Source organism: Bacillus sp. B.PNR1, assembly GCF_030386235.1.
In the GTDB taxonomy this organism is placed as follows: Bacteria; Bacillota; Bacilli; order Bacillales; family Bacillaceae; genus Bacillus; species Bacillus stercoris.
In genome coordinates this window covers 982,381-1,008,938 of sequence record NZ_JANYMN010000001.1, presented here as the reverse complement: position 1 = coordinate 1,008,938, position 26,558 = coordinate 982,381, and the positions used below count along the sequence as shown (strand labels likewise).

Sequence of the window (26,558 nt, the reverse complement as noted above, 5' to 3'; positions counted from 1 at the left end):
AGTGCTGTTAGTATACATTCACAACCTTTGTATTTCTTTTATCGAGATGTCTTCCCCCACTGCCATACGCAATGCGATGATAAAAAGTTTCAAAAATGCCGGCTTTTTATTAAATAATACGATTGGCATGGAGATGCCTCTCCTGATTGTCCAAATCGCGAATGAAAAAAACGAATGAATACCTGATCAACAGACAAAATAAAAAGAGTTGTATTTCAACACTTTTCGTAAAGGAGTGAAACCTATGAGTCAAAAAGGAATTCAAAATTCAAGTATTGAACAAATAAAAAATGACCATGAGACTGAGACCGCTTTTAAAGCAGATGATCCTAAAAAACATGGTTCTTCTGATCCTAAAAGAACGAAATAAGTTCTTGCCCTCATTAAAATTTCAATAATCTGGAGGAAGTAAAGTGACTCAAAAAAACGGAGCCGATAGACCTGATGATTATAAAAGATTTTCTTCAATAGACAAGGAATATAATTCTCAGCAATCTGTAAGCAGCAATGCTGAGACAGAAAGTGTACACACTGAAACACAAATTCATAACAAAGAAAACATAAATGACACAACGGGTGTAGCCGGGAAATCCTTTGAGCCCTCAGATTATAAAGGGACCACACAATTAGAAAAAGGATTGGCTGAGACTCATGAACAAGTCAGCGATGACTATTTTGAAGGGACGATCGATCAAAACTTGGACTAGTCATTCAAACGGAACGAGCTTGAGAAAAAAGCCGGTTCCGTTTTTAGAAACAATCTCAATAAAGGCAGTAAAACCCCACCTCATGAGATGGGGTTTTGCGCTTTAGTAATCTGATTAATATTTAAAACGGTTAATGACGGATTGAAGCTCTTCCGCCAACTGAGATAAAGATTCTGCAGCATAGGAGATTTCCTCCATTGAATGTAGCTGTTCCTCTGATGATTTTGCAACCGCTTCTGTATTTGCTGACGTTTCTTTTGTTCCAGCGGCCAATGTATGAACTGTGTGCTGAATCACTTCAACGCCTGAAGTAAGCTGTTGAGTTGCTGCTGCGACTTCTTGTATTTGAGAAGTGACCTGTTCCACCAGGTTCAGGATTTCATTGAAATTTCCTGTTGTTTCTTGAGAAAGAACAATACCTGAGGTCACATTTTCTTGAACAACCTTAATATTATTTACCGTTTCTATCGATTCGTTTTGGATGGTCGCTACCACCGATTGAATGTGGTTTGCTGATTTATTTGTTTCATCCGCTAATTTCCGAACTTCTTCAGCCACCACAGCAAATCCTTTTCCTTGCTCTCCCGCTCTGGCCGCCTCGATCGCTGCGTTTAGGGCCAACAAATTGGTCTGCTCGGAAATTGTCGTGATAAGCGAGGAAATATCACTGATTTCTGCTGTGCTCGCTACCAATGCCTGTAATCCATTCCCGGCTGACTCTACGGATTTATCAATAAATTTCATCTGATCTAACATCTTGTTAACTGATTTAGATCCTATTTCAGCCTTGTCTCTCATCGAAGAAGAAAGATCCGCTATGTTCCCTGTATTTGAAGCAACAGATGATATACTGTCTAATAATTCAGTGATGGATTCTGCGCTCTTTTCTGTCATTGAGCTTTGCTTCACATTGCTGTCTGCAGCCATCTGCATGGATTGGGAAATATGTTCAGATGTTGATTTTGATTCTTCTGCGCTTGCCGATAATTCTTCGGAGGAAGCGGCGACTTGTTCAGATGAACTGCTGATTTGCTTCACAATTTGCGATAATGAATGAGTAAAAGCATTAAAAGATTGGGCAAGCTGGCCAAATTCATCTTTATTTTTCACAATGACTTTTTTGGTTAAATCAGCCTCACCGTGGGCAATTTCTTCTAGCTGCTTATTTATGCTTCTTAGTGGCACCATAATGGACTTTAACAGCATTATGCTTAGAACAATGCCTAATATTACTGATATTCCTGTGACAGTGATGATGAGCCATTGACTCATTTTCCCATTGCCCCGTATTTCATCCTTTAGATCTTCTACCTCTTGATCCAGGCGATCAGACAGCTTATTGACAGCCGGATCTACGACTTCTTTTCTTAGTGTTCTTTCTTCCCCAAAATGGATGGTTTCTGCTTTTTTCGGATCTGAAGAGTAGGCTGTTAATACTTGCTGATTCAAAGCTCTATACTGAGTAAAACTTGTCTTAATGTCTTCAATATTGGATTGATACTTCTCTTCATCAATCAAGTCATAAACCCGATCAAGGCTCTTTAAGACATCGTCTGATTTTTCCTTCATGCCTTCGTCATATTCTTTGTCTCCAGTAATCAAGAAGCCTCTTTCATCATTTGATAACCCGGTCAATTCATACTGAATGTGTTTCATCTCTTTTTGGAATTCCATTTTGTCTTTAAGTTCTTCATTCTTTTTCACAATAGAAGAAATCATAAAAACTGAGGAGCCTCCAATTCCAATGATTGAAACAACTAGTATTGATATAATCCCCAGCAATTTTGTTTTCACTTTCATGTGTCGTTTTCCCTTTCTCCACGAAGTAATGGCTGAAATAAAATATATTCAAGCGTATGAATCCAATTCGTTTACGCTTATGCCCATAATATCGACACGTGTTATCAAGTTTTATAGTAATGTTTTCACATGAATAAGCAAATGTTTTGACATCTCTGAACTTGCAGAAAAACCTTAAATGAAATTTGCAGACTTTTACGGTATGTAAGTCACTCTTATTCGTTTTTCTAAAAAAGGCTTTTCCCATCTCAAATTGGCTGAACAGGCTGTTTTCTCGAAAATATAATGACAATACGCAGCATACATTTAAGGAGCGATACACTAAAATGGGGATCATCAATGGCAAAGAATTCATTGACCGATTGAACAAACTAGAAAACGAAATATGGTATGATGGCAAAAAAATAAAGGGTAACATTTCTGATCATCCGGCATTTAAAGGAATACTCAAAACAAAAAGCTCGCTTTATGAACTGCAAACAAAGGATGAGTTAATAAACGAAATGACTTATTGCCTTCCTGGAGATCATGATCGAATCGGCCTTTCCTATCTCCAGCCTAAGACCAAGAATGATTTGAAAAAAAGAAGAAACATGATTGAACATTGGGCTAGACACACTCACGGAATGATGGGGAGAAGTCCGGATTACATGAATACGGTTATGATGAGCTTTGCTTCGTCAGCAGAGCTTCTAAAAGATAAAGAGAATTGCTTTCCTGAACATATACTAGATATGTATAAACAAGCTGCTAAGCATGACCTTTCTTTTACCCATACATTCATTACCCCGCAAGTGAACCGGTCACAGTCCTATTTCGGGCTAAGTGAAAAACCGATATCTGCTAAAGTCATTGATAGAACCGAAAAAGGTTTAATCATTCATGGCGCGCGTCTGCTTGCAACACAAGGCGGGTTGACTGATGAAATATTGGTTTTTTCAGCGCCTAAACTTTTCTTTGAAACAGATGAAGCTTATGCTTTTTCACTCCCTTCTAATACAAAAGGCGTCAAATTCATCACAAGAGAATCATTTGTGTTAAGCGACTCTGCCTTTAATCACCCCTTAAGCTCAAGGTATGAAGAGATGGATTCAATTGTAGTTTTTGATCATGTGTTAGTGCCATGGAATCGTGTGTTTTTTTACGATAATGTGGAAGCAGCTAAAGAATTTATGACAAAAAGCTCATTTCATGCTTTTACCTTTCACCAGGTTGTCATTAGGCAAATGATAAAAATTGAATTTCTATTAGGCGTTGCACAGCTTCTGGTTGACACCATTAATGTTTCCGAATATCAGCACATACAAGAAAAGCTCTCTGAAATCATTGTGGGATTGGAAACAATCAAAGCGCTCATTGACAAGTCGGAAAATGACGCTCAATTAGATGAATTCGGCTATATGCGCCCTAGTTTAATTCCTCTTCAAGTCATCAGTACGATTATTCCTAAGCTATATCCTCGATTTACTGAAATCATACAATTAATTGGAGCTAGCGGAATGGTGACACTGCCTACTGAAAATGCATTTGATTCAGAGATACGGGAAGATCTTGACCAATATCTTCAAGCAACCAATACAAATGCTGAAGAACGGGTGAAAATTTTCCGATTGGCATGGGATTTAACAATGAGCTCATTCGGAACAAGACAAACCCATTACGAAAGATACTTTTTCGGAGATCCTATTCGGATTTCAAGCAGGCTGTATACCAGCTATCCAAAGCAGGGGCAGTTGAACATCATAAAAGCATTTTTACAAGCAGATGTAGAACAATGAAAAAAACAGCGGGAAAAGATCCGCTGTTTCGTATTTTTTATTTAGGAAACTGTACATGCCCTGGCACTGTATATGCATTGGACGTTCCGCTTTCAGGCAGCTTTGGAATGGTGTCTTTCACGACTTTCCCGCGAATGTCAGTTATTCTGACTTTGAGAGAGCCTGTCCCTAAATTCGTACTGACAAAATGGTTATAGTCCATTTTTTCCATGTTAATCCACTTGCCATCTTTTTCATATTCCATTTTCATAACAGGATATCTGTGGTTTCTGACTTGAATTGCTGCCCACCACCTGCTACTGCCTTCTTTGACCCGGTACGTGAAATTTCCGGTGATTGGAGCTTTGACAACACGCCATTTAATATTGATTTTTCCATCTTTCATATTCCCGATTTTACGGAAGGCATTAGGTGACAGATCGAGAGCTCCCCGAGCACCTTCGGGATATAGATCAGTAACATAAACGATTGTTTTCCCTTTTGGCCCTTCAACTTCCAAATAAGAGCCGGCAAGAGCTGCTTTTACTCCTCCGTAATTGAGATCCGCTGGATTTATTGCAGTAATCTCCATATCGGAAGGAATGGGATCCAACAGGAAAGCTCCTCCTGAATAACCTGACCCTGTATACGTTGCATATCCTTCATGCAGGTCGTCATATGCTGCCGAAGCTTGCGAGGAAAAACAGAGGATCGTCAATAAAACCATACCAACAAATGCACTCATGATCTTTTTCATACTTGGTCCTCCTCAAACCAGACTTCAAATGAGAATCATTATCATTATAAGACTCAATCCAACTGGTTTGAAAGAGGAAATAGATTCATAGTTGATTTTAAGGCGAATTCACTATCATTCATATATCTAATGAAGCGTACTTATGAAAAAAGCAATTCGAATGAACGAATGTGCACATCAGCCGAATTTCTTATTTTCACCTCACAAAATTCACATAACCATCAAAAAATGAGACAGCCTGTTGGCCTGATAACAGCTATGCAGGAAAAGCTATTTTTCCCCGCTTAGTTTCAACTTAGCTGTCATCATAATGCCAAAGATCAGCACAATCGGAACCCAAATAATGAAGCGGTTAAAATTAGGTTCACTCAGAGCAACAATAATAGCTCCCACACAATATAAAATAATAGCCAGTGCTCTTAACACAGTATCTCTTAAGAAAGTCTTCTTTTGCTTCTTAAAAAACAAACGGCCGGATATATCTTCTAATAGAGAAGCGAGTGTTCCGGTCAATACAGTTGAAGAAATACCTGCGATCCCCAGTTTTTTGGCTGCTATCGTTTGAATCCCCATGGAAATGCTCATGAGTATAATCAGAATGTGCACAGGAACAAAAGCCCGGTAAAAAGAAAGACAAGCAAAGACAAATAAAATGAATGCTTCAAGTGCAAGGGCTTTTGTTACAGCAGCAGGCCAAAGGGTATTTTCCGCCTTTCCGACAATCAGTGTTGCAATGATCACGCCGCATATAAATCCAATGAGCGCAGTTAAGGAATTGAAAACAGTGACCTGAAGGGATTTGCCGATAGCTAATCCCAATAATACAATGTTTCCAGTCATATTAGCTGTGAACACATGTCCCAAGCTTAAATACCCAATTACATCCACGATTCCAGCTGTTAAACATAAAAGTGATAGCAAGGTGTTTCGATAAGCGGCTGCAGTCAACGTTGTATCAATCCTTTCTTCTATTTCAATTGTTAGTATGTCTTTTGGCGCAATCTGTATTTTTTAAGTAACCAAGCGTTAATTGGGAAGATAGAACCTATCATTCCTTTCCATTAACTGTAATAATAATCTCCGCAAGGAAATGATTAAAATTGAAAGGAAGTATATTGTAATGAAACGATTTTGTTTATGGTTCGCCGTGTTTGGTTTGTTATTGGTTCTCTTGCCTAATAAAGCGTTAGGCGCAGTCGATTTTCCGAATACCTCGACAAATGGCCTTTTAGGATTTGCCGGAAATGCTAAAAATGAAAGAGGCATTTCCAAAGCGGGCACAACGGGTGGGAAAAACGGGCAGATTGTTTACATTCAAAGCGTAAATGATTTAAAAACCCATCTAGGAGGATCCACACCAAAAATTTTAGTGCTCCAAAATGATCTTTCCGCATCTGCGAAAACAACAGTTACCGTTGGCTCAAATAAAACACTCGTGGGCTCTTACGCGAAAAAAACGCTGAAAAATATTTATTTAACAACTTCTTCAGCTTCTGGAAATGTCATTTTTCAAAATTTAACGTTTGAACACAGTCCGCAGATTAACGGAAATAATGATATCCAGCTTTATTTAGACTCCGGCATGAACTATTGGATAGATCACGTCACATTCTCAGGCCACAGCTATAGTGCAAGCGGGAGTGATTTGGACAAACTCCTGTATATCGGTAAATCAGCAGATTATATCACGATCAGCAACTCAAAATTTGCGAATCATAAATACGGTTTGATTTTAGGATACCCAGATGATTCTCAGCATCAATATGACGGCTACCCGCACATGACAATCGCAAATAATTATTTTGAGAACCTGTATGTTAGAGGCCCGGGTCTGATGAGATACGGATACTTTCATGTTAAAAACAATTACAGCAACAATTTTAACCAGGCGATTACGATTGCCACAAAAGCAAAAATATATTCCGAATATAATTACTTTGGGAAAGGCAGTGAAAAAGGCGGAATCCTTGACGACAAGGGCACCGGTTATTTCAAGGATATAGGCAGCTACCCTTCACTCAACAAGCAAACCTCCCCTTTGACTTCATGGAATCCGGGGACAAATTACAGTTATCGCGTTCAAACACCGGAGTATACAAAAGAATTTGTCACGAAATATGCCGGATCACAAAGTACAACTCTGGTATTTGGCTACTGATATAAAAGAGGCCTGCGTAAAAAACGCCGTGCCTCTTTTTGTTCTTAAACGCGATTTTTAAACGATCCTTGGTCAAACCAAAAAGCATTATTTCTTTTTCAAAATAACTTCTTTACTGTCTTTCTTATTATACCAGTTTATCGCAAGTAAAAAGAAATCATTGTCTGGTCCTGTATGAAATGAACGTTCGTCCCACACACTATTCAAAAACCCCTAAAAAGGATGATGGACATGTGCGGCAGGTTTACTTTATTCTCTGCATTTGATGATATTATTGACCAGTTTGACATCGATCAATTTTTTCCTAAAGATGAATACCAGCCGAGCTATAATATCGCACCATCACAAAACATTCTTGCGATCATCAATGATGGATCAAATAATCGCTTAGGAAAGCTTAGATGGGGGCTTATTCCTCCTTGGGCAAAAGATGAAAAGATCGGTTATAAAATGATCAATGCTCGAGCCGAAACAATAACCGAGAAACCGGCTTTTAAAAGACCGCTTGTCAGCAAACGCTGCATCATCCCTGCCGACAGTTTTTATGAATGGAAACGGTTTGATTCCAAAACCAAAATCCCATTGCGGATCAAATTGAAATCATCTGCTCTTTTTGCGTTTGCTGGCTTATATGAAAAGTGGAACACACATCAAGGAGACCCTCTTTATACCTGCACCATCATAACAACTGAGCCTAATGAGCTCATGAAAGATATACACGACCGGATGCCGGTTATATTGGCCCGTGATTTTGAAAAGGAATGGCTAAATCCTCACAATACAAACCCTGAATATCTGCAAAGCTTGCTTGTGCCTTATGAAGCTGATGACATGGAAGCATACCGGGTTTCATCATTAGTAAACTCACCTAAAAATAATTCATCTGAGCTTCTTGATGTACAGAGTCTGTAGTGATTGCGCTCTATAGTAAGAACTTGCAAAATGGCTTTGTTCCTTAGGGCCAATCTATTTTTGTTTCAATGAATATTTAGTACACAGATCAATTAGTTATTCTTTTTCAGTTTCAAATAATATCATTATGTAAACTTAATGTTAATCCAATGATGTAAAAAGAATTTACATTGCTTATAAAATTTCACTTTTCAATTTTGTCAGCAAAAAAACTGAACCACATTAAACTGATAAAACCTGCCGCACCTGTGATTGCAAATATGATATACGCCCATATAGGTAAATCCATATCCTTTCCTCCTAAGAATTAAATTTTTTTATCTTACATTAAGGTCTTCTTTCTTTGTCTATCCAGTGTAATACCTAAACAGTTTAAAGCTCATTACAATACGATTCAAGCAGAAAACCCCTACATAACGCATACATAGGGATTAAATAAAAACGCAGGCCGACACCCAGCTCTAGTTACTTTAAGACCACTGTGTGATCGGTTCAGTCTTTACGTGCCTGGATATTTTACAACAGGCACTTTCTTCTTACGCAGAGAATCAAGCATGACTGATCCAGCATTTAAGTTGCTGTGCACTAATTCTTTAGGGGTCAATGCCATCCATTGATTGAGTGACACATCTGCATAGCGGTCACTTTTGAACATTTCTAAAAACCATAAGGTTTCTGTACCAGTGTTTTGTATATAGTGTCCAGCATTAGAAGGCACGTATCCAACGTCACCTGCTCTATAGTCAAATGTGCGGGCAGTCCCATTCCCGATAAATACTGTCATGCGTCCCTGCCCTGTTAGATAATACTGCCACTCATCGCTATTAGGGTGCCAATGAAGCTCTCTCATCGCGCCAGGCTCAATCTGAACAAGTGCAGCGGCTATCGTTTTTGAAATCGGGAAGTTAGAAGAATCCACAATTCGTACGCTCCCCCCTGGCATTTGAATTGGGGGTTGATTTAGCAACTCGTGTTTAAAGGTCATGGGTACTTTTCCATATGGTGACTGAATGTCTTCACTTTCGACTGATCCCGGCACATTCCCTTGGTAGATATAGACTTGCTCTGAAGGAAGAGAGTTGAAAGCATTCTCCGGCACACCAAAATTCGCAGAGAGAACATCTTTTGGGGTGTGTGCAAGCCAATCAGAAATGGTTAACGTTGAAAACTCAGAAAAGTTTCCATCATCGAAAACGAGCAGAAATTCGCAGTGTTCTAATCCCTGTATGGAATGCGGAATTCCTGCCGGGAAGTACCAAAGGTCGCCGGGGCCAACATCAGCAATGAAATTTCGTCCGTCTTGGTCAACAGCGGTGATACGTGCCCGTCCCAAAAGCATATAAGCCCACTCCGCTTGCTTATGCCAATGAAGCTCGCGGACACCTCCCGCAGTTAAGCTCATGTTTACCCCTGCAATCGCAGTCGAAATCGGAAGCTGTCTGACGGTGATTTCTCTTGACCAGCCGCCATGATCTAATTTCATGGGAGCGTCTGAAAATGAAAATCTCAAGTTAGGAATCATACCTTCATCTGTAACGGGCGGAACAAGTATATTCGGATTTTGAATATCTCGCATCATATTTCGCGGGCCTGCATCGATAGCTCCTGCTCCATCACTTCGAATAGGCTGCGGCACGTTTCTGTCTTCATGATTGATTGGTTGTTGTTCCAACAGCATGCACCTCGTTTTAGAAATGAACAAGATTTTATTTCAGCCTATGCAGAGTCTTAGATTGCTGTGCCTAGGAATCCGCAAATAAAAAAGTGACCACAAATGTGATCACAAATACATCAAATAAGCTATTTTTTATACCATGGCTTCTCATGTAATTTGATTTCTTCTGTCTGTTTTTTCTGGCCTGTCTTCCACTCTACCTTCACTAATACATCATGTCCTATCACTTCATCTTCAGGCATATAATCAAAGGTGGCGATATGGTCCTCCATACGTCCCCCACCTGGCATTTCTTCACCTGTGTATTCTGATAAGTCGTACTCATCTATGTGATCATCTTGATATTTTTCGCCATCTACATAAAGAGTAATTCTTTCAACAACAGTTCTTTTCTCATCTTTCTTACTCCCCTGCCAATACAAATTCAGAAAGTAATTAGGTCCAATTGAAGTTTTGTCTGATTTTTCAAGGTTAGACATCCACAGTCCGCTTTTCCCGCTGCCCTCATATTTCACTTTGTTTCCTATCACCATTACAAATAATGCGATGACGCAGATGATCAAGAATCCAGCAATGATCAATAGCCATTTCTTAAAGTTGTTCTTTTTTATCATGTTTTTCCCCACTTTCCTGATTCTTTAGTAGGAAAACATGATCAAAATGTTACTGAAAAGAAAATAAAAAACTTCGAATTTAAATTAAAGCTCTTTCAGAGACAAAATTTAAACGTATATCACGCCTTACATAGTTTTAGAATGGGCTTATATTTTTAAAAATCAAGCTAACAAGAGTTTATTAAGTAACTTTTCAAATTTATTTACACTCATAATCTCATGAGTCACAAATCTCCCATCAAAAAAAACGCTAAAAGTTGTCCAAATAGCTGGTGACTTTTGTGCCTCTTCTTTTGAAGATAAATGAATTGACTGAAATTGAACCCCTTTCTTTTCAGTCAATTCCCGCAAATCATTTATCATGCCCACTGCAAACGGGCACTGAGCTGTATAGTATATGGTAATCCCCTTTTCATTGACGGAATCACTTTTCACCTGGTCCTTAAATGCAGGAGAAGCTGCAAGGCCATTCCAAGTTAAAGCCATTAATTGAAAATAAGGGTCAGCTTCATCTTGTAGAGTAAACCCCATATGCTCAAAGAAACGCTTATCACTTAAATAGGGACGTTTTTTCTTGCCTGCGATATGGATAATGCCATCCATGCCGCGGACTTTCGCATCTGCTATACATTTGTCCAACAATCGTTTCGCATGGCCGTTATTTTTATATGTGCCAGATACCCACAAACAATTAATATACATAAAATTAGGCGCATTGATAGGCACCCATGCCTCATTCGCAGGTAGATATTCAATAAAGACTTTTGCCCGTTCATGTAAGCGATAGAACACCAATCCTTCATCCATTCGAGCTTTGAGCCATCTCTTCTTTTCATGAACTGCATGCTCATATTGTTTCGCGCCTAATGCGCAGCAAATATGATTGTCTTCAATATTGTCCTTTGTGATTTCAATGTAGCGCATCTCCTCTTTTCTCCTCCTTTAACACAATTACTTGGAATTCAACTCATTTTACCCGTCCCAACTCAAATACTTTTTCTTATCTTCCATTTTGCCAATTAATTAAAAAACCCTTCTTATATTGAGATTTTAGCTTGATTCCTCTTGCAAGTGTGTTCATCTTCAAGGATTAGATGCACTCCTCTTGCTTTAATAGAAGCTAAATAAACTCAGAACAATACGTAATGGAAAAAAACAATACAATTAGCGGGTATTATGCTATAAATACAGTACACGAAGTTTCTTTGAAGTAATATTTGTTACGGGCGCAGCAAAAGTAAATAACAGTTAAAGGAGGGATTAAACTTAGTGGGAAAATTATATTCTTGTTTAATTTGTGGATACAAAGGATTACTTCAAAATCCTTTGTATAAAGGAGAATATCAAAAAACGTTTGACATTTGTCCATGTTGCGGCTTTGAATTTGGCTACAGTGAGGATCATGATGTGAGATTAGGTTTTATTGTAACTCCTGATCATTTAATTGAGGCTTCATTTCAATTGTATCGCAAACAATGGATTGAGAGCGGGATGGAAATTGCTCATCCGGAAGATATTCCAGAAGAATTGAAAAATGGTGGTTGCTTAAATTCGACGTTTTGCTGGAACAATTAAAAAACTTAAATCTTGACATAGAAAATTTTGAAATGACCGGCTTTAATGATTAAGTGGGGTGTTTTTTGTTTTTCAAAGGGATAACACTCTTTGTCCATACATTTCAAGCTAAAATGCGCAGCGGTGATTCAATCGCTTGTTTATTTCCACGCATTCTCTATTCGTATCCAATGACTTTATGATCATCAACAAACATTTCACTTCGATCGGAGCCTCTTCTGGTTCTTCACTATAGTGATAAATTGCAGTCACTTTGCAGTTAACTCATCTGTAATTGGCTTTCCAACTGTCATTTTTTTCTCTGGCATTGTACTGGCTTCATCATCAAAACCACACCATATTCGTATTCCTCTCCCCTTTCTCTGCGGTATGCTCAATGCTGGTTAATCTTATCTATCTAAGAGATATGACTTTTCATATCGATGACTGACAAGTTTTTTGCCTAATTAACGCCATCCTCAGTGAATTTAAAGGTCTGTTTTAAATTTCTCCCTTCTTGTCCCTTTTGCGTCCAAATAATGACAACCTCTAATTCGGAGGCCTTATCTGCCAGCATAAAATGATTGAACTTCAGCGGTGAGCCATCGTTTAAACTTTTAGCTAACATTTTATGATCTTCTGGTTTGTCACAGTTTTCATCAGGGCATCCAAAAAGCGAAAACCGTGTGATTGAATCAGGATCATTTCTATACAATTGCACATCTACAGCAGCTGCTTTTTCTCCTACATTTTTGACTTCCAAGGAATATACTTGATATTCTCCTTTTTGAGATTCCGCAAATTCTTTTGCATTTTTTGCTTCACTTACTTTTACTGACCACTGGTCTGTTTTTTGTGTAATAGGCAACACCGTAAAAGTCAGAGCGTGCGCTTTTGATTGGCAAAAAGCAAATCCAACTACTATTACCGCACATACGGAAAAGAATACCCTTTTCATTTCATTTGTCCCTCCTTTCTTTTCACTGGCGATCCCTTAAAAAATTGAGCTCTCTTAAGCCATAGCCTTAACTACGGTTGTGTATTTACTGCTCAGCATTTATTTCTTTCGGTATCCGAGATGGAGCTTTTGGGATTTTTCTCAACTTGTTGTTGATCACATCAGAAGAGTATAGCGTAACAATCATACTTCCCCCATACCTTTTTGCCCGAATTAAGATTGGCTGGTTATATTGGTTTTGAAAACGAAAATCAGGGCCTCCCCAACTGACCGTAGCATCCCGTCCGGGTGGAACGTATGGCACGCTTCTAGTATGAGAATAGCGCTGAACGACCTGCAGCCCTGCCTGGTCGACTGCATTGAAAAGTGTTGAGGACACCTGGCAAATTCCGCCTCCTATACCTTCAGACAACTCCCCTTTTACAATAATGGGGGCACTTTTATACCCTTTGTTCCGAGTTCTCATGCCTACAACTTGGTTAAACGAAAACGTCTCATTAGGGAAAACAACGTGATTGTCAATGGCTTTTGCAGAAAGATAAATATTGTGTGAGCGGCTTTTATTGCTTGAATTAAAATAAGTCACGTACTGACCAAGCCGCTGCGTACTGATGTGAGAAAGCAGCTCGCTGTCAACCTTCGGATAAATGTTCATTTCCGGCACTTCTACCTTGGAGGGGCCTTGGCCATAAAAATACGCATAAAACTTTTCCTTAAAAGCCTGTTGATACAGTTTGTAGCCAACCCTGCCCGGGGCGATGCTTCCATGATCGTTAAGGACAGCGTTTATCGGCTCCCGGTACACTTTCTGATCAAGCTGTTTGATAAATTTACTGTATTTTTCATCGTCGATCATTGGAGTGCCGGGAAGAGGCATTGTAAAGTCTTCACGGTGAACAGTGGCAATTGTCCGTCCTTGCTGTGTAACCGTTAAACTGTCATCCGGCCCACTCGGCTGAGCCAATAAAAAAAGACCAGTGATCAAAATTTGTATCATAAGTTGCTTTACCTCCCGATCATTAGTATGAACAGCAGCTTCTCCTTTGATGTATTTCTTCCCATCGTTTGTTTGAATCTTTAGATGTTCATAAAAGAGCTATCACTTTAATTGTTCACACCGATCCCTTGAGCCCACTGAAGTACACGGTTCATTCACTCGCCAAGTTTAAAATAGCAGAGCATCTCAGTGATGTGGGATGCTTTTTTGTCTTGCTCAAAAAATGAAAAAGGGTTTCCCATAACAACAACAAATTAGTCCATTTCAATATTTTTTTATTGAGAAACGATAAATTTTTTGTTACATTCAAATAGACAACAAACAAATGAGGTGCGTTATGAATCGAATGTCAACACTCTTTTTAAAAATAGCTGTTATTTTTATTGGAATTCCAATTCTTGCTTTATGCATTTTTTTAGTGCCTAAGATAGCCAACTATTCAGCAGAATTACTTCCAAATATCGTTTATATGAAATATCTCGTTTTCATCTATTTGTATGTAACGGCGATTCCTTTTTACTTTGCTCTTTATCAAGCGTTCAAACTTTTAAGCTATATTGACAAGAATAAAGCTTTCTCGGGATTGTCAGTAAGGGCTTTGAAGAATATAAAATACTGTGCGGTCACTATCAGTATCTTTTATGCAGCAGGTATGCCTGTCTTTTATCTGATAGCCGATATAGACGACGCCCCGGGTATCATAGTCATCGGATTGGTTATTATTTTTGCTTCAATGGTCATTGCGGTCTTTGCTGCTGTTCTGCAAAAACTATTAAAAGAAGCGATTGATATAAAATCAGAAAATGACTTAACGGTCTGAGGTGATGACTATGGCAATTATTATTAACATTGATGTGATGCTTGCTAAAAGAAAAATGAGCGTAACAGAGCTTTCGGAGAGAGTTGGCATCACCATGGCTAATCTTTCGATATTGAAAAACGGAAAAGCAAAGGCCATTCGATTATCAACTTTAGAAGCGATTTGCAAGGCTTTAGAATGTCAGCCCGGAGATATATTGGAATACCGAAGTGATGAAGACACAAAGGAGTCGTAAAAAGCAAATATGTGGCATCAACAGAAAAATAAAGTGATTGGCGGTGAGCCTATGGACATAACCTTATATCCATCCAGCTCCTATACTAAGCGTCCCTTACATACACGAAGAATACTCCTTTGGAGGGCGCATATAACATGAGAGCTTTAAAACAAATCGTTCATTTCGGCTGGGAACAAGCGCTTTCATGTTTGTTTCCTGTCGTTATTTTTGCCTCTTTGGCTATTACACAAATGATCCCACTACCCTTCTTGCCGCGGTACGACTGGCTTCTCATGATCTGCGTCCTCATGCAATTGTGGATGGTGCGTTCTGGTCTTGAAACTCGGGATGAATTAAAAGTGATCACATTGTTCCACCTTATCGGGCTTGCTCTGGAACTTTTTAAAGTCCATATGGGCTCTTGGTCTTATCCAGAAGAAGGATACTCCAAAATATTTGGAGTACCTTTGTATAGCGGCTTTATGTACGCAAGTGTAGCCAGTTATTTGTGCCAGGCATGGAGAAGGCTTAAGGTTGAATTGGTTAAGTGGCCGCCTTTTTTTGCGGTTGTTCCGCTTGCCGCTGCGATTTATTTGAATTTTTTCATCCATCATTTTTCGATTGATATTCGATGGTGGTTATCTGGACTTGTCCTCATTGTCTTTTGGCAAACATGGGTTACATACGAGGTGAATGGAGCTCGTTACCGTATGCCGCTCGCACTTTCTTTTGTACTCATCGGATTTTTCATATGGATAGCGGAAAATATCGCTACGTTTTTTGGGGCTTGGAAATATCCAAACCAAATCGAGACATGGAGTCTCGTACACCTCGGAAAGGTAAGTTCATGGCTCTTGCTAGTGATTGTTAGCTTTCTTATAGTAGCATCATTAAAACAAGTTAAGGAGCAGAGTCCCACAAAGCAGAGAGGGGTGAATCTTTTTTAGGTTAACAGTCTGCTGGCATACAAGACTCCAGCTAAAAAGAAAAGCAACGTTCAAATGTGTTGCTTTTCTTTTTTGTCACTCTGCCTGCGGGTATCCATCTTCTTCAAACTTCGTCGCACCACGAGAACTGATTCAGATTACGACTGCTTTTAACGACTTGACAAACTCATGCGCCGCCGGCGTTATCTCTTCAAATGAATGTGCGATGACGCCGATATCGCGTGTGATCCTCGGAAAAATGTCCTTTTTACTCAATTGATGCTGGACGGATGAAAGTGTAAAGTTTGAAATAATGCCTATGCCCAAGTTGTTTTTGACCATATTAATCAAGGTTTCTGCATTTTGCACAGTCAAGTTTTCCTTTAATTCAATGTTGTATTGCGAAAATGCGTTTGACATCGCGATTTCATGACCGCCTTTACAGAAAATGAGGTCATCTTGATATGTTTCAAGGTTGACATGCTTTTCCTGTTTTAATTGATAACGCTGCTGCGGGATGACGGCCACCATATAGTCGTTACACAATAGCTGATTTTCAAATGGTTCAAATGGAGATGCTGCGATCCCAATATCAACCGTCCGATCCTCAACCCATTCTTTTATTTGGTCAGAGGTTCCCTCGATCAATTCGATGCGGATCAACGGGTAGTTTGATCTGAATGCCGCAATCGCCTGGGGCATGATATTTGTTGAAACTGCAGGAAATGAACCAATTTTCACCTTCCCGTTTAACAGCTTGTTTTCCCGGTTGGCTAATTGATATATTTTGCTTTCAATTCCCTTCATTTGCCTCGCCAGCAGCAAAATTTCTTTTCCGACATCAGTCAGTATTAAACCATGATGTTTATCCCTGATCAATAATTTGAGCTGCAGCGAGCTCTCCAGGTTTTTTATCGCTTTGCTTACCGCCGGCTGAGAGATGAACAATTCTTTTGCCGCTTCTGTAATATTCAATTTCTCCCCGACTTTTACAAATATGTGAAGATGGTTCATGTTCATAACCATTTGGTTATACCTCCGATAATAAAAATGTATTTCAGTTATATACAAATATAACATATGATAGAAACCAGCACGATATTTAAACAAGAAAGGCGGCTTCATCATGGTAAAAGTCATGTTGGGAATCTTATCTGTCACATTTATTTGGGGTTATACTTGGGTTGCAATGAAAGTAGGAATTCATGACATCCCCCCGCTTTTATTTTCGGCTTTGCGCCTGTTCATCGGAGCGGTTCCATTATTTCTCATTCTCTTCATTCAAAGAAAAAAGCTTTCAATTCAAAAAGAACATCTCAAAAGCTATATCATCATGAGCCTGCTGATGGGGCTGGGTTATATGGGGATCTTAACGTATGGAATGCAGTTTGTCGATTCAGGAAAAACCTCTGTTTTGGTATATACGATGCCCATATTTGTTACGGTGCTCAGCCATTTTACATTAAATGAGAAAATGAATGCGTATAAAACGATCGGACTGGTCTGCGGCCTCTTCGGACTGTTATTTATATTTGGAAAGGAAATGCTTGCTATCGATCAAAGCGTTTTATTTGGAGAGCTGTGCGTACTTGCGGCATCGCTAAGCTGGGGAATCGCGAATGTGTTCAGTAAGCTACAATTCAAACATATCAATGTTATTCATATGAATGCATGGCAACTTATGATGGGGGCCGTCATGTTATTGGTGTTTTCCTTTATATTTGAGCCGGTCCCTTCAGCCGAGTGGACATATCAGGCGGTATGGTCATTGCTGTTTAATGGCTTGCTTTCCACCGGCTTTACCTTTGTCGTATGGTTTTGGGTGCTCAATCAAATCGAAGCGTCAAAAGCATCCATGGCATTAATGTTTGTTCCCGTATTGGCCCTATTTTTTGGATGGCTGCAATTGCACGAACAGATCACCATCAACATTATCCTCGGCGCACTGCTGATATGCTGCGGCATCTTTATGAATACATTTACATTTTCACGACAAAAAAGTGTGAATGGATAGAGGATACACTTTCTTTACGATTTGTGCCTCGTGTGACAGGAGACGGCTGTCTTTTAAAATCCTGCCGGCAGCCTATTAAACAATAAAAAAAGCTAATATCTGCATGTGAGACATTAGCTTTTTTTATTGGCGTTTAGGTTGCCAAAATTCTTTTTTATTACCATTCCGGCTGATTAAACTGAAAACCGTATAGACCTTTTACTTTAACATCTCCGCAATCTGGATCTTTTGTTAAAATCAAATAATGAGTCTTATAAGGCATCGCCTCAACTCGATCAGTTGCACTAAAATCATAATGATCCCCTGAGAAGTTTTTTTCACTAACGGTTATCTCGTATCCAGACAAAGTCATTCGCATGATTCTTGCGTTAATTGTACATCCTTCAGTATCGAAAATGGTGAATCTGTATCCAAAGTAAGACGTCCAATGGTTTGGATTTAAATCATCAGATTTCATAAACCATTTTTCATTTTCTGTCATTGTAAAGCTCACTTTCTCCTCATCTTTCACTATAACTGCCGAAGCTTCCCTTATATGAATAGTCAAAGCCAAAAGAAATGTGAAAGCTAGCATCAACATCTTTTTCAAAAGAGTTCCTCCCGATATCTTTTTACTTCAATATATTGGAAGGATCTTTTCTGATCAAGACCGCCTTCTTCAAATGAATCTTTAGCACCATGAAATGAGCCTTAAAGAGAACAGTTTTCATCCGAATCTATTTCCTTTTTAAGAGCCAGTGAAGCTTTTATATTTAATTTGATATGTCATCTGAAGTCTTTCCTGATGTTAAAATCTGAAACTTTAAAGGGGTTTGTTACACTAACTGTCATGGGAAACATTTTGGAAAAATATTATTTTTATATCTGCTTTTGCGAGGTTAATTAGAAGGCAATACAAAATCATTTGAATTAGGAGGCCTGATTAAGTTGAAAAATAAAGCGTCAATAAAATTCGGAAGGTGTGTTGGACTTTTATGTTTAAGCTTTACTGGTTTCAGTTCGGCACATGCTGAAGCAAAATCCAAGGAAGCCACAAGCACGACAAACTGTATAATGAATCAACTTGAGTAAAAATTTGATGCCAGGCTTGGTGTTTATGTAATTGATACAGGCTCAAACAAGACAATCGCCTACCGGCCGAATGAACGATTTGCTTACGCATCAACCTATAAAGTTCTAGCAGCGGCTGCTGTCCTTAAGAAAAACTCAACTGAAAACCTTAATGAAGTCATCCACTACATCAAAGAAGATCTTGTTACATATTCTCCAATCACAGAGAAACACCTAGATACAGGTATGAGCCTAAAAAGAATCTCGGAAGCGGCTATCCGTTACAGCGATAATACTGCTAGGAACATATTGCTGCAACAGCTTGGCGGCCCTAAAGGTTTTGAAAAGACACTGAAAGAGATTGGGGATCATGTAACGAAAGCTAATCGATTTGAGACGGATCTTAACTCTGCGGTTCCTGGTGATATTCGTGACACAAGCACCACAAAAGCACTGGCAACCGACCTTAAAGCTTTCACTTTGGATAACACCCTCACGACTGACAAGCGCACGCTCTTAACCGATTGGATGAGGGGCAATGCTACTGGTGACGAACTGATTCGGGCAGGCGCTCCAATAGGATGGGAAGTCGGCGATAAATCCGAGCCGGAAGTTACGGGACACGAAATGACATTGCTATCGTTTGGCCGCCTAACAGAGCTCCTATTGTTTTGGCAATCCTATCAAAGCGGTTTACGAAAGATGCAAATTATGATAATGCTCTTATTGCTAAGGCAGCTAAAGTCGTCCTTAACGTTCTCAAATAAAAGCACAATATTGCGAATTGCTTTATCCTTTTGCCATAAAGTTAAAAAAGACATTACTTTTTTAAACCCCGCCGTTCATTTTTAATGAACGGTTTTTTCATATTCTCACTAATACCTCTTTTTTTAAGTATCTTAAAACACCACAAACACGAATCGTTAACATGAATGGCAAGTTTTCATTTATGAAACCAAGTAAAGTTTGAACAGACCATCAGAGGTTATCTATATGAGAATTCAATTATTTTTTTGTAATAATTTATATTGCTGTATCGTTGCACTTGGTGGATTTGACTCTTTTCGTGTATGGAACCACACTTTTACTTTTTCACCTCTTTTGAGATCAGCTGTGCTATCAATCTCACTTAATCCCACTATGACTATCTTATTTTTAAACTTGTTCATCAGTTGTTCTTCCGAAAGATTATAATCTTCTTTCGCTAGGGCTTCCGTATCAGTAATGAGAATTGCCCTATTATTGTCTTTAAACCCGACATAGCCGACTAGGCTCTGCATCATTGTTTCCTCTCCGTTTTGTTCATTTTTATTGCAGCCAGCAAGGAAAATCATGAGCACTATCAAGCTTACTCCGATTTTAGGCACCTTTCTCCCTCCTCTTTAAACTCTTTTTGATCTTTAAAATAAACAACAGGATCACCCAAAACCTTCTACTTCTTTTTGCAATTCATAACAGCAGCATACTCCATTCTCCAATTCCTCAAACTTCTTTTTGTTCTTTCTCAAATGTTTATATGTGGTTGCCTTCGACATTATCCCCTTACTCTTTTGCGCTTTTAAACTTGAAGGCTCCTTCTTAGTGGTTTCCAGCATAAATATACTTATCATTGGTGTCGTTTACATCACGACTCCTATTAAAATCAAAATTTTCACATTTTATGATCCATTATTCACTTCTAAAACGACTTCCAATCGTTACATAATATATGTATTAATTGTAAAAGGAGTTGGTATAATTGAACATTAAGAAAATCTTATTGGGTTCTGTTTTATCCTTTGGCATGCTCATATCCGCGGTTCCCGCATTGGCTGCTGAAAATTCGCCTGAAGTTGCAGTAAAAAATGAAGAATATGATTATGACACTATATACCGCATTAGTCCTCTGCCAATGAACTTCCAGCCGACAATAGAATATAACGGTTATACTTATACGCTTACACGCCATTATTTTGATTACTCAATCGGGTTTTACACCGCTATTTATACAAAAGTTGTTTAAACTTATAAAGGAGCTTTTTAGCTCCTTTTTCTCTTGTTTTAAGCAAGGTATTTCTTTCTATGTGGTCTTCTATCAAATACATATCAACATTCTCTGGTTTTGTTCTTTTCTTGATCTTCCATGTTCTCAATACGATTGATTCACTGTTGTTCAATTTCCTTTAAAGCCGTTCTTTATTTTCGACACGAACAAAAAGTAAGCTCAGTTTAAATGCTGATAATAAAAAAATTCACTTTAAAAAGTTGTCGCCCGCAAAATCGGCTTTCTCACACTACACCAATTTAAAATAAAAAGCCGGATCTCCTCTAAGAGGTTCCGGCTTTTCTTGGTACAAATGCTATTCCATCAGCTTACAGCTTCTGAGAACATGGAAAAATATCTGATAGCTCGCTACACTCATCAGCCATTATCGTATTTCAATGTAGCCTTCTGTACCATGAACGCGAATCTGTTGCCCATCTTTTATCAGTTGCGTAGCATTTTCAACGCCAACAACTGCAGGCAAGCCATATTCGCGCGCTATAACAGCTCCATGGGTCATCAGTCCACCAACTTCCGTGACTAGGCCTTTTATGGATACAAACAATGGTGTCCAGCTTGGGTCAGTAAAGGAAGTGACTAATATATCTCCATCTTCTAGATCTGCATCTTCCATGTTTAAGATGACACGTGCTCGCCCCTCTATCACTCCCGAGGAAACAGGGAGACCTGCAATTGCTCCGGCTGGGAGATTCTCTCGCTTGTATTCGCCTGTAATGATCTCACCATCAGACGTGATAACACGTGGTGGAGAAAGTTTTTCATATAATGTGTACTCGTCTTTTCGTTTGCTGATAATTTGATCATCAAGTTTTTTTGTGCGTACGACTTCGTGAAGCTCTTCAAAAGTAAGATAGTATATATCTTCTTTTTCATGAATAACGCCCATTTCTACGAGTATTTCGGCTTCTTTCAGTAAAGCCTGCTTATAAACAAAATAGCGATTAACCATTCCGTATTTTGGATATTCCCTGAATCCACTGAAATTCCGGATGATGTCGATCATTCGTTTGGTTTCTTTGGCTTTTTGTTCACCATCGGGTAATTGCTTTAAGCGATCTAATAACTCTTGTTCTTTCTTTAAAGCCTCCTCTCGCCCTTGCTCAAATTTCCGCTGGCCGGCATTAGGCTCAAAATTTTTGATATTATTAAGAATCATCGGGACAAGTGTAGTTGGTTTTTCGCTCCATCGAGTTCTTGTAATATCAATCTCTCCGGCACATCGCATTCCGTATTTGTTTAGATAAGCATAGATCGCGTCTTGAATTTCCTGTCCATTTTCAAACTTAACCAACTCACCCAAAAAGTGATCATCTTTGACATCTTGTAAATAAGCAATTACCTCTGGATAAGGACGAATCACATCTGCAACATCCAATAGCGCAAGACCCATTTCTGACGTAATATTATGGGGTACAGATTGAGAAAGCGTATCTGCTGCGTTTTTTTCCTCTAACCACTCGTTCATTTTTTCGTTAATCCATAATGAAGCATTCATAGCAGATCGAATCAGAACCGAACTTTTTGGGTTAAATAAAATCTTCTTTAATTCCTGGATATCTTCCAGAATAAAACGAAATAAATCTGATCCTGATTTCGTTTGGATGTTTTGTTTTAACTCTTCTATTGATGTTTGACTGCTCTCAATCAAATCTGACACGATTGTCGGATCGTTTTCAACTTGAGCCGGCAAATCTGCATTGCCTCTGCTGGGATTTGGTGCTGTTTTATCATTTGGTATCGATTTTATGAAATCTCGTCGCTTTATTAGAGTCATAAGTGCGTCTTTTAAGAGCTGATCGTGCTGTCCCATGCCTTTTAAGAAAACTTCTCTGCTGTCAGAGGATGCCAGTTGATGTGTGACATCAACAAATAGCCTTCCACCGGCTTTCCGCATTGGTGCAGCAGTCGTCAACAGAAAAAAAGACAATCCCAGTGGTTTTATGGGATCCGTCATCATTTGTTGATGACCTACAGAAATATAGACGTGATTTTCTTGGTCACTCGCTTCAGGGATGGGGAATAAAGTAGTGATTGGACGACTCTGTACAATATAAAAAGTATCTCGGACCAAACACCATTCGATATCTTGCGGCTGGCCGAAATGAGCTTCGATCTGTCTTCCGATGCGTGCAAGCTGTAAAATTTGTTCATCAGTCAGCGTTTGAGCCTTTTGCTGATCAGGCTCGATTTGCTGTGTTTCTGTTCCGCCTTCTTTCCGTCCATAGATAGCTATTTTTTTAGTTGCTATTCTCTTATCGACGATTTGCCCATCCTGTACTTTATAACAATCGGCAGATACCAAGCCGGAGACCAGAGCTTCACCAAGTCCAAAGCCAGCATCGATGGATAACACCTTTCGGTTAGAGGTAATCGGATCAGCGGTAAATAAAATCCCCGAAGCCTGAGGGAAAACCATCCTTTGAACGATAACGGATAAATAGACTTGGCTGTGGTCGAATCCATTTTGCATGCGATAGATTACCGCTCGATCCGTAAATAGGGAAGCCCAGCATTTGCTGATATGCTGCAAGATTGCATCGACGCCGATAATATTTAAGTAGGTATCTTGTTGACCGGCAAAAGAGGCATGTGGTAAATCTTCAGCAGTCGCACTTGAACGCACGGCATAGGCATGTTCCTCACCGAACTGGGAGAGATAGTGAGCCACTGCTTTCACAACATCGGAAGGAATATCTACTTCCATAATGATTTGCCGAATCTTCCGGCTGATGTTACCAATTTGATCTCGGTCATCAACTTTTAGCATGGCCAATTGATCCAACATCGCTCGTAACGTTTCGTTTTGTTCAATGGCTTTTTGGAATCCTCTTGTTGTAACACAAAATCCTTCTGGTACTTGTATTCCTTGAATTTTTAATAATTCTCCTAAATTTATTCCTTTTCCTCCAACGAGCGAATGCTGTGTTTTTTCAACTTCGTGTAAACCGAGAACGAAAGAACTCATTCTACATCTCCCCTTCAAAAAAAATATTGACAAGAGCTTCCCAGTAGGATATAATAAAATTATAAGATGGATAACTACTACTTTTTAACTAGGAAGCACACGTAGTGTGATTATATCACCGTGTCTGCTTTTGTGCAATATAAAAAGAACCTGGGCAATTTCACCAGGTTCTTTCTTATTTTCCGCGACTAGTAGTCACATAAAAAAACTTGGTTCAAACTTTGTTCTTTTAGTCCCCCATTCATAAATTAGACTTATTTTTTGTGTAAGAAACTTCGAGTCATAAGTTTCGATCCTATAAACTTTATCAGTCAAAGACTGTCTTATACATAGAGCTATCTTGTTTTGTAGTAGTTTTCTGCTGTATAGAAGCGCCATTCCCAAAAAGTTGCCCCATTGGATTCTATATACCGATCTAGAAATATCTCAAAATTTAAATTTAATGGTGTATATTCCCCTATTTCTAATATGAAAAGATAGTTGGGATCCCCTTTATCCAATTTGCCTTTGTCGATCATCAAATGGCACCCTTCTAATAAGTGACCAATTGGAAAACCATTGATACCTTCAAACAAATCCTCATATTTTAGTTCCTCTTCAATCTCTTCAAGGCTAAATAAATAAAGTCCTCCACCTATATTCTCCCCATCAGCAAGTATCTGAAAATTTTCGCACCATTATGCAGTGTAATAAACTTCTGATAATCATCTGGAAGGGTAAGCTGGTGTTTCGCCTCAAAGCTTTGAATGTCATTCAGGGTTGCTTTGTCCTGTGAAAATGTAACAAGGAACTCCATGATGTCCCCTTCAGAACAAAACAATTGAATGGCTCCTTTTTCATCTAAGAGACTTTTCAAACCATTTACAGTCTTATGGATAAAGTTAGTCAAATACATCCCCCCTTTATTTCCTTTTAAACTCCAAAAGATGTAAAGAGATCGTGATAGACGCTCTTTTCAGTGAATACAATGCAATAAATCCTAAAAAGAGGTGCCTCCCAAAAGTGAATTTTCTAAAGAATGATGACATGGTGAAGATCATTCGAAATGGCCTTAGTGCAACGCAGCACCCAAAGCATATTCTTGTTGTAGGAGCTGGATTGTCCGGGCTTGTATCAGCATCATTGCTGAAAAATGCCGGTCACAGAGTAACGATTCTCGAAGCGAGCGGCAGAGCGGGCGGCCGTGTCTGCACTTTGAGATCTCCCTTTAGTGGTGATTTGTATTTTAACGTTGGTCCGATGCGCATACCGAATAACCATTTGTTAACCTTAGAATATATCAAAAAATTCAAATTGCCAACAAATGTATTTATCAACAGAACCCCTCTGGACATCATTTATGCCAATGGAATCAAGACACGTCTCCACATGTTTGAACGAGCTCCTGGAATACTGGGGTACCCAGTCGCATCACATGAACAAGGGAAAACATCTGAAGAGCTGATGCTTTCTGTACTGCAGCCTATTCTAAATTTCATCAATCAAAATCCAGCGAGAAATTGGCGGATTGTCGAAGAACAATACAAAAATGATTCGTTAAGCTCTTTTTTGAATAGGTATTTTTCCTATGGCGTGATCGATATGATCGGTGTACTTTTGGATATGGAAGCGTATATGGGGATGTCCCTTGTTGAAGTATTGCGGGAATCCATCTTTTTTTCATCACCCGCTCACTTCTATGAGATAACAGGCGGCATGGATCTGCTTCCACACGCGTTTCTTCCCCAATTAAAAACAAACATTCTATACCATCAAAAAATGATGAAAATATCTCAGGATGAAAATCGTGTTACGATCCATTGCCAGCATCAACAATCGGCAGAATTTGCATCGTTTACAGCTGATCTCGCTATTGTAACCATTCCTTTTTCAACTTTGCGATTTGTAAAAGTCGAACCATACCATTCTTTCTCGTACTATAAACGGAGGGCCATCCGTGAGTTAAACTATATCAGTGCAACAAAAATCGGAATAGAGTTTAAAAGCCGATTTTGGGAAAAAGCCGGGCAGCGCGGCGGCAAATCTATTACTGATTTACCAATTCGTTTTTCGTATTATCCAAGCAGAAATATTGGAGCAAATGGACATGCTGTCATTCTGGCCAGCTATACATGGGCAGATGAGGCACTGATATGGGACAGTCTTTCAGAAGGAGAGCGTATCCGGTATACTTTACTGGATTTATCTAAAATCTATGGTGATATTGTATGGTCTGAATTTGTATCAGGCGCTTCTTTCAGCTGGAGCCAGCACCCCTATTCTGCGGGGGGATTTACAGCTTTCGAACCAGGACAAGAATTAGAGCTGTATCCCTATATTCCTGTCCCTGAGGGCAGAATTCATTTCGCCGGAGAACACGCCTCACTCACCCATGCGTGGATGCAGGGCGCAATTGAATCTGGAATACGCGTTGCTGATGGGGTCAATCGCTTACCTTAGATCATGCTCACATCTAGTTAGAATTGGTTGATATAAAAAAGAAGTGATGTATTTAAACAGTCAGCGGTGAAAGAGGATGTCTGAACATTCGATTCTTTATTATTCCTGTACACGATGGAATTGTAGTCCTCCCTTTTCATCCATAATCATTAATAAATACCAAACTATAAGAAACATTTTAATTAATCATCAGG

General features: G+C 39.1%; 22 protein-coding genes and 4 pseudogenes. 13 read left to right on the top strand and 13 right to left on the bottom strand.

The features are described 5' to 3' along the window. Window positions 1-244 precede the first annotated feature (244 nt). Entirely contained in the window at window positions 245-370 is a 126-nt protein-coding gene (locus tag NZD81_RS05655) for a hypothetical protein (protein ID WP_014664191.1), read from the top strand. Window positions 371-413: 43 nt separating this feature from the next. Next, window positions 414-707 (top strand): YozQ family protein, encoded by a 294-nt coding sequence (locus NZD81_RS05650; protein WP_282372256.1) that lies wholly within the window; start codon window positions 414-416, stop codon window positions 705-707. A 114-nt stretch (window positions 708-821) separates the two neighbouring features. On the opposite strand, the gene NZD81_RS05645 is transcribed toward NZD81_RS05650, so the two are convergent. Then, complete coding sequence (locus NZD81_RS05645; protein WP_282372258.1) at window positions 822-2,507, bottom strand: methyl-accepting chemotaxis protein; 1,686 nt, start codon at window positions 2,505-2,507, stop codon at window positions 822-824. A gap of 326 nt (window positions 2,508-2,833) precedes the next feature. Here NZD81_RS05645 and hpaB point away from each other — a divergent pair, with 326 nt between their 5' ends. Next, entirely contained in the window at window positions 2,834-4,285 is a 1,452-nt protein-coding gene (gene hpaB / locus NZD81_RS05640) for a 4-hydroxyphenylacetate 3-monooxygenase, oxygenase component (protein WP_014664194.1), read from the top strand. A 37-nt stretch (window positions 4,286-4,322) separates the two neighbouring features. Here hpaB and exlX read toward each other — a convergent pair whose 3' ends face one another. Further along, complete coding sequence (exlX, locus tag NZD81_RS05635) at window positions 4,323-5,021, bottom strand: expansin ExlX (protein ID WP_282372263.1); 699 nt, start codon at window positions 5,019-5,021, stop codon at window positions 4,323-4,325. A gap of 270 nt (window positions 5,022-5,291) precedes the next feature. Beyond that, window positions 5,292-5,969, bottom strand: a complete 678-nt coding sequence (locus NZD81_RS05630; RefSeq protein ID WP_069839340.1) for a YoaK family protein — start codon at window positions 5,967-5,969, stop codon at window positions 5,292-5,294. A gap of 172 nt (window positions 5,970-6,141) precedes the next feature. Between NZD81_RS05630 and NZD81_RS05625 the strand changes: the two genes are divergently transcribed. Next, window positions 6,142-7,179 carry a polysaccharide lyase family 1 protein gene (locus NZD81_RS05625; RefSeq protein WP_282372268.1) on the top strand — a complete coding sequence of 346 codons (1,038 nt, stop codon included), beginning with the start codon at window positions 6,142-6,144 and terminating at the stop codon, window positions 7,177-7,179. A 231-nt stretch (window positions 7,180-7,410) separates the two neighbouring features. Then, the gene (locus tag NZD81_RS05620; protein ID WP_014664199.1) at window positions 7,411-8,091 is read left to right on the top strand and encodes an SOS response-associated peptidase; all 681 of its coding nucleotides are present in this window, start codon (window positions 7,411-7,413) and stop codon (window positions 8,089-8,091) included. A 499-nt stretch (window positions 8,092-8,590) separates the two neighbouring features. Here NZD81_RS05620 and oxdD read toward each other — a convergent pair whose 3' ends face one another. The 3 genes from oxdD to NZD81_RS05605 all read right to left on the bottom strand — a co-directional run bounded on the left by oxdD (window position 8,591) and on the right by NZD81_RS05605 (window position 11,304). Next, a complete protein-coding gene (oxdD, locus tag NZD81_RS05615; protein WP_289859695.1) occupies window positions 8,591-9,769 on the bottom strand; it encodes an oxalate decarboxylase in 1,179 nt (392 codons plus the stop codon). 122 nt (window positions 9,770-9,891) lie between these two features. After that, window positions 9,892-10,380, bottom strand: coding sequence for a DUF4944 domain-containing protein (locus NZD81_RS05610; RefSeq protein WP_172640275.1), 489 nt, complete (start codon window positions 10,378-10,380; stop codon window positions 9,892-9,894). A gap of 162 nt (window positions 10,381-10,542) precedes the next feature. Beyond that, window positions 10,543-11,304 (bottom strand): GNAT family N-acetyltransferase, encoded by a 762-nt coding sequence (locus NZD81_RS05605; protein ID WP_147771981.1) that lies wholly within the window; start codon window positions 11,302-11,304, stop codon window positions 10,543-10,545. Window positions 11,305-11,649: 345 nt separating this feature from the next. Between NZD81_RS05605 and NZD81_RS05600 the strand changes: the two are divergent. Next, window positions 11,650-12,008, top strand: a pseudogene (locus NZD81_RS05600) (hypothetical protein). Window positions 12,009-12,397: 389 nt separating this feature from the next. On the opposite strand, the gene NZD81_RS05595 reads toward NZD81_RS05600, so the two are convergent. Both NZD81_RS05595 and NZD81_RS05590 read right to left on the bottom strand, forming a co-directional pair. Beyond that, window positions 12,398-12,892 carry a hypothetical protein gene (locus NZD81_RS05595; RefSeq protein WP_282372278.1) on the bottom strand — a complete coding sequence of 165 codons (495 nt, stop codon included), beginning with the start codon at window positions 12,890-12,892 and terminating at the stop codon, window positions 12,398-12,400. 85 nt (window positions 12,893-12,977) lie between these two features. After that, complete coding sequence (locus NZD81_RS05590; RefSeq protein WP_282372279.1) at window positions 12,978-13,889, bottom strand: VanW family protein; 912 nt, start codon at window positions 13,887-13,889, stop codon at window positions 12,978-12,980. Between the two features lie 337 nt (window positions 13,890-14,226). Between NZD81_RS05590 and NZD81_RS05585 the strand changes: the two genes are divergently transcribed. The 3 genes and pseudogenes from NZD81_RS05585 to NZD81_RS05575 all read left to right on the top strand — a co-directional run bounded on the left by NZD81_RS05585 (window position 14,227) and on the right by NZD81_RS05575 (window position 15,873). Continuing rightward, window positions 14,227-14,709, top strand: coding sequence for a DUF2975 domain-containing protein (locus NZD81_RS05585; protein WP_069149696.1), 483 nt, complete (start codon window positions 14,227-14,229; stop codon window positions 14,707-14,709). A 10-nt stretch (window positions 14,710-14,719) separates the two neighbouring features. Next, a pseudogene (locus tag NZD81_RS05580) lies at window positions 14,720-14,976 on the top strand (helix-turn-helix domain-containing protein). A gap of 105 nt (window positions 14,977-15,081) precedes the next feature. Continuing rightward, a complete protein-coding gene (locus NZD81_RS05575) occupies window positions 15,082-15,873 on the top strand; it encodes a DUF817 domain-containing protein (RefSeq protein ID WP_069839333.1) in 792 nt (263 codons plus the stop codon). Between the two features lie 132 nt (window positions 15,874-16,005). On the opposite strand, the gene NZD81_RS05570 is transcribed toward NZD81_RS05575, so the two are convergent. Next, a complete protein-coding gene (locus NZD81_RS05570; RefSeq protein ID WP_136654079.1) occupies window positions 16,006-16,878 on the bottom strand; it encodes a LysR family transcriptional regulator in 873 nt (290 codons plus the stop codon). Window positions 16,879-16,978: 100 nt separating this feature from the next. On the opposite strand from NZD81_RS05570, the gene NZD81_RS05565 reads away from it, so the two are divergent. Further along, window positions 16,979-17,866 carry a DMT family transporter gene (locus NZD81_RS05565; RefSeq protein ID WP_289859694.1) on the top strand — a complete coding sequence of 296 codons (888 nt, stop codon included), beginning with the start codon at window positions 16,979-16,981 and terminating at the stop codon, window positions 17,864-17,866. 157 nt (window positions 17,867-18,023) lie between these two features. Here NZD81_RS05565 and NZD81_RS05560 read toward each other — a convergent pair whose 3' ends face one another. Further along, complete coding sequence (locus tag NZD81_RS05560; RefSeq protein WP_172640281.1) at window positions 18,024-18,455, bottom strand: hypothetical protein; 432 nt, start codon at window positions 18,453-18,455, stop codon at window positions 18,024-18,026. 332 nt (window positions 18,456-18,787) lie between these two features. Here NZD81_RS05560 and bla point away from each other — a divergent pair. Next, window positions 18,788-19,683 (top strand): annotated as a pseudogene (bla, locus tag NZD81_RS05555) (class A beta-lactamase). A 234-nt stretch (window positions 19,684-19,917) separates the two neighbouring features. Here the strand turns inward: bla and NZD81_RS05550 are convergent. Continuing rightward, a complete protein-coding gene (locus NZD81_RS05550) occupies window positions 19,918-20,283 on the bottom strand; it encodes a DUF3221 domain-containing protein (RefSeq protein ID WP_151257411.1) in 366 nt (121 codons plus the stop codon). Between the two features lie 371 nt (window positions 20,284-20,654). On the opposite strand from NZD81_RS05550, the gene NZD81_RS05545 reads away from it, so the two are divergent. Further along, complete coding sequence (locus NZD81_RS05545; protein WP_040082952.1) at window positions 20,655-20,918, top strand: hypothetical protein; 264 nt, start codon at window positions 20,655-20,657, stop codon at window positions 20,916-20,918. 406 nt (window positions 20,919-21,324) lie between these two features. Here NZD81_RS05545 and ppsA read toward each other — a convergent pair whose 3' ends face one another. Together ppsA and NZD81_RS05535 are read right to left on the bottom strand one after the other, a co-directional pair. After that, window positions 21,325-23,925 (bottom strand): phosphoenolpyruvate synthase, encoded by a 2,601-nt coding sequence (ppsA, locus tag NZD81_RS05540; protein ID WP_289859693.1) that lies wholly within the window; start codon window positions 23,923-23,925, stop codon window positions 21,325-21,327. Window positions 23,926-24,260: 335 nt separating this feature from the next. After that, a pseudogene (locus NZD81_RS05535) lies at window positions 24,261-24,814 on the bottom strand (SMI1/KNR4 family protein). A gap of 113 nt (window positions 24,815-24,927) precedes the next feature. Here NZD81_RS05535 and NZD81_RS05530 point away from each other — a divergent pair. After that, window positions 24,928-26,364, top strand: coding sequence for a flavin monoamine oxidase family protein (locus NZD81_RS05530; protein WP_136654085.1), 1,437 nt, complete (start codon window positions 24,928-24,930; stop codon window positions 26,362-26,364). Window positions 26,365-26,558 lie beyond the last annotated feature (194 nt).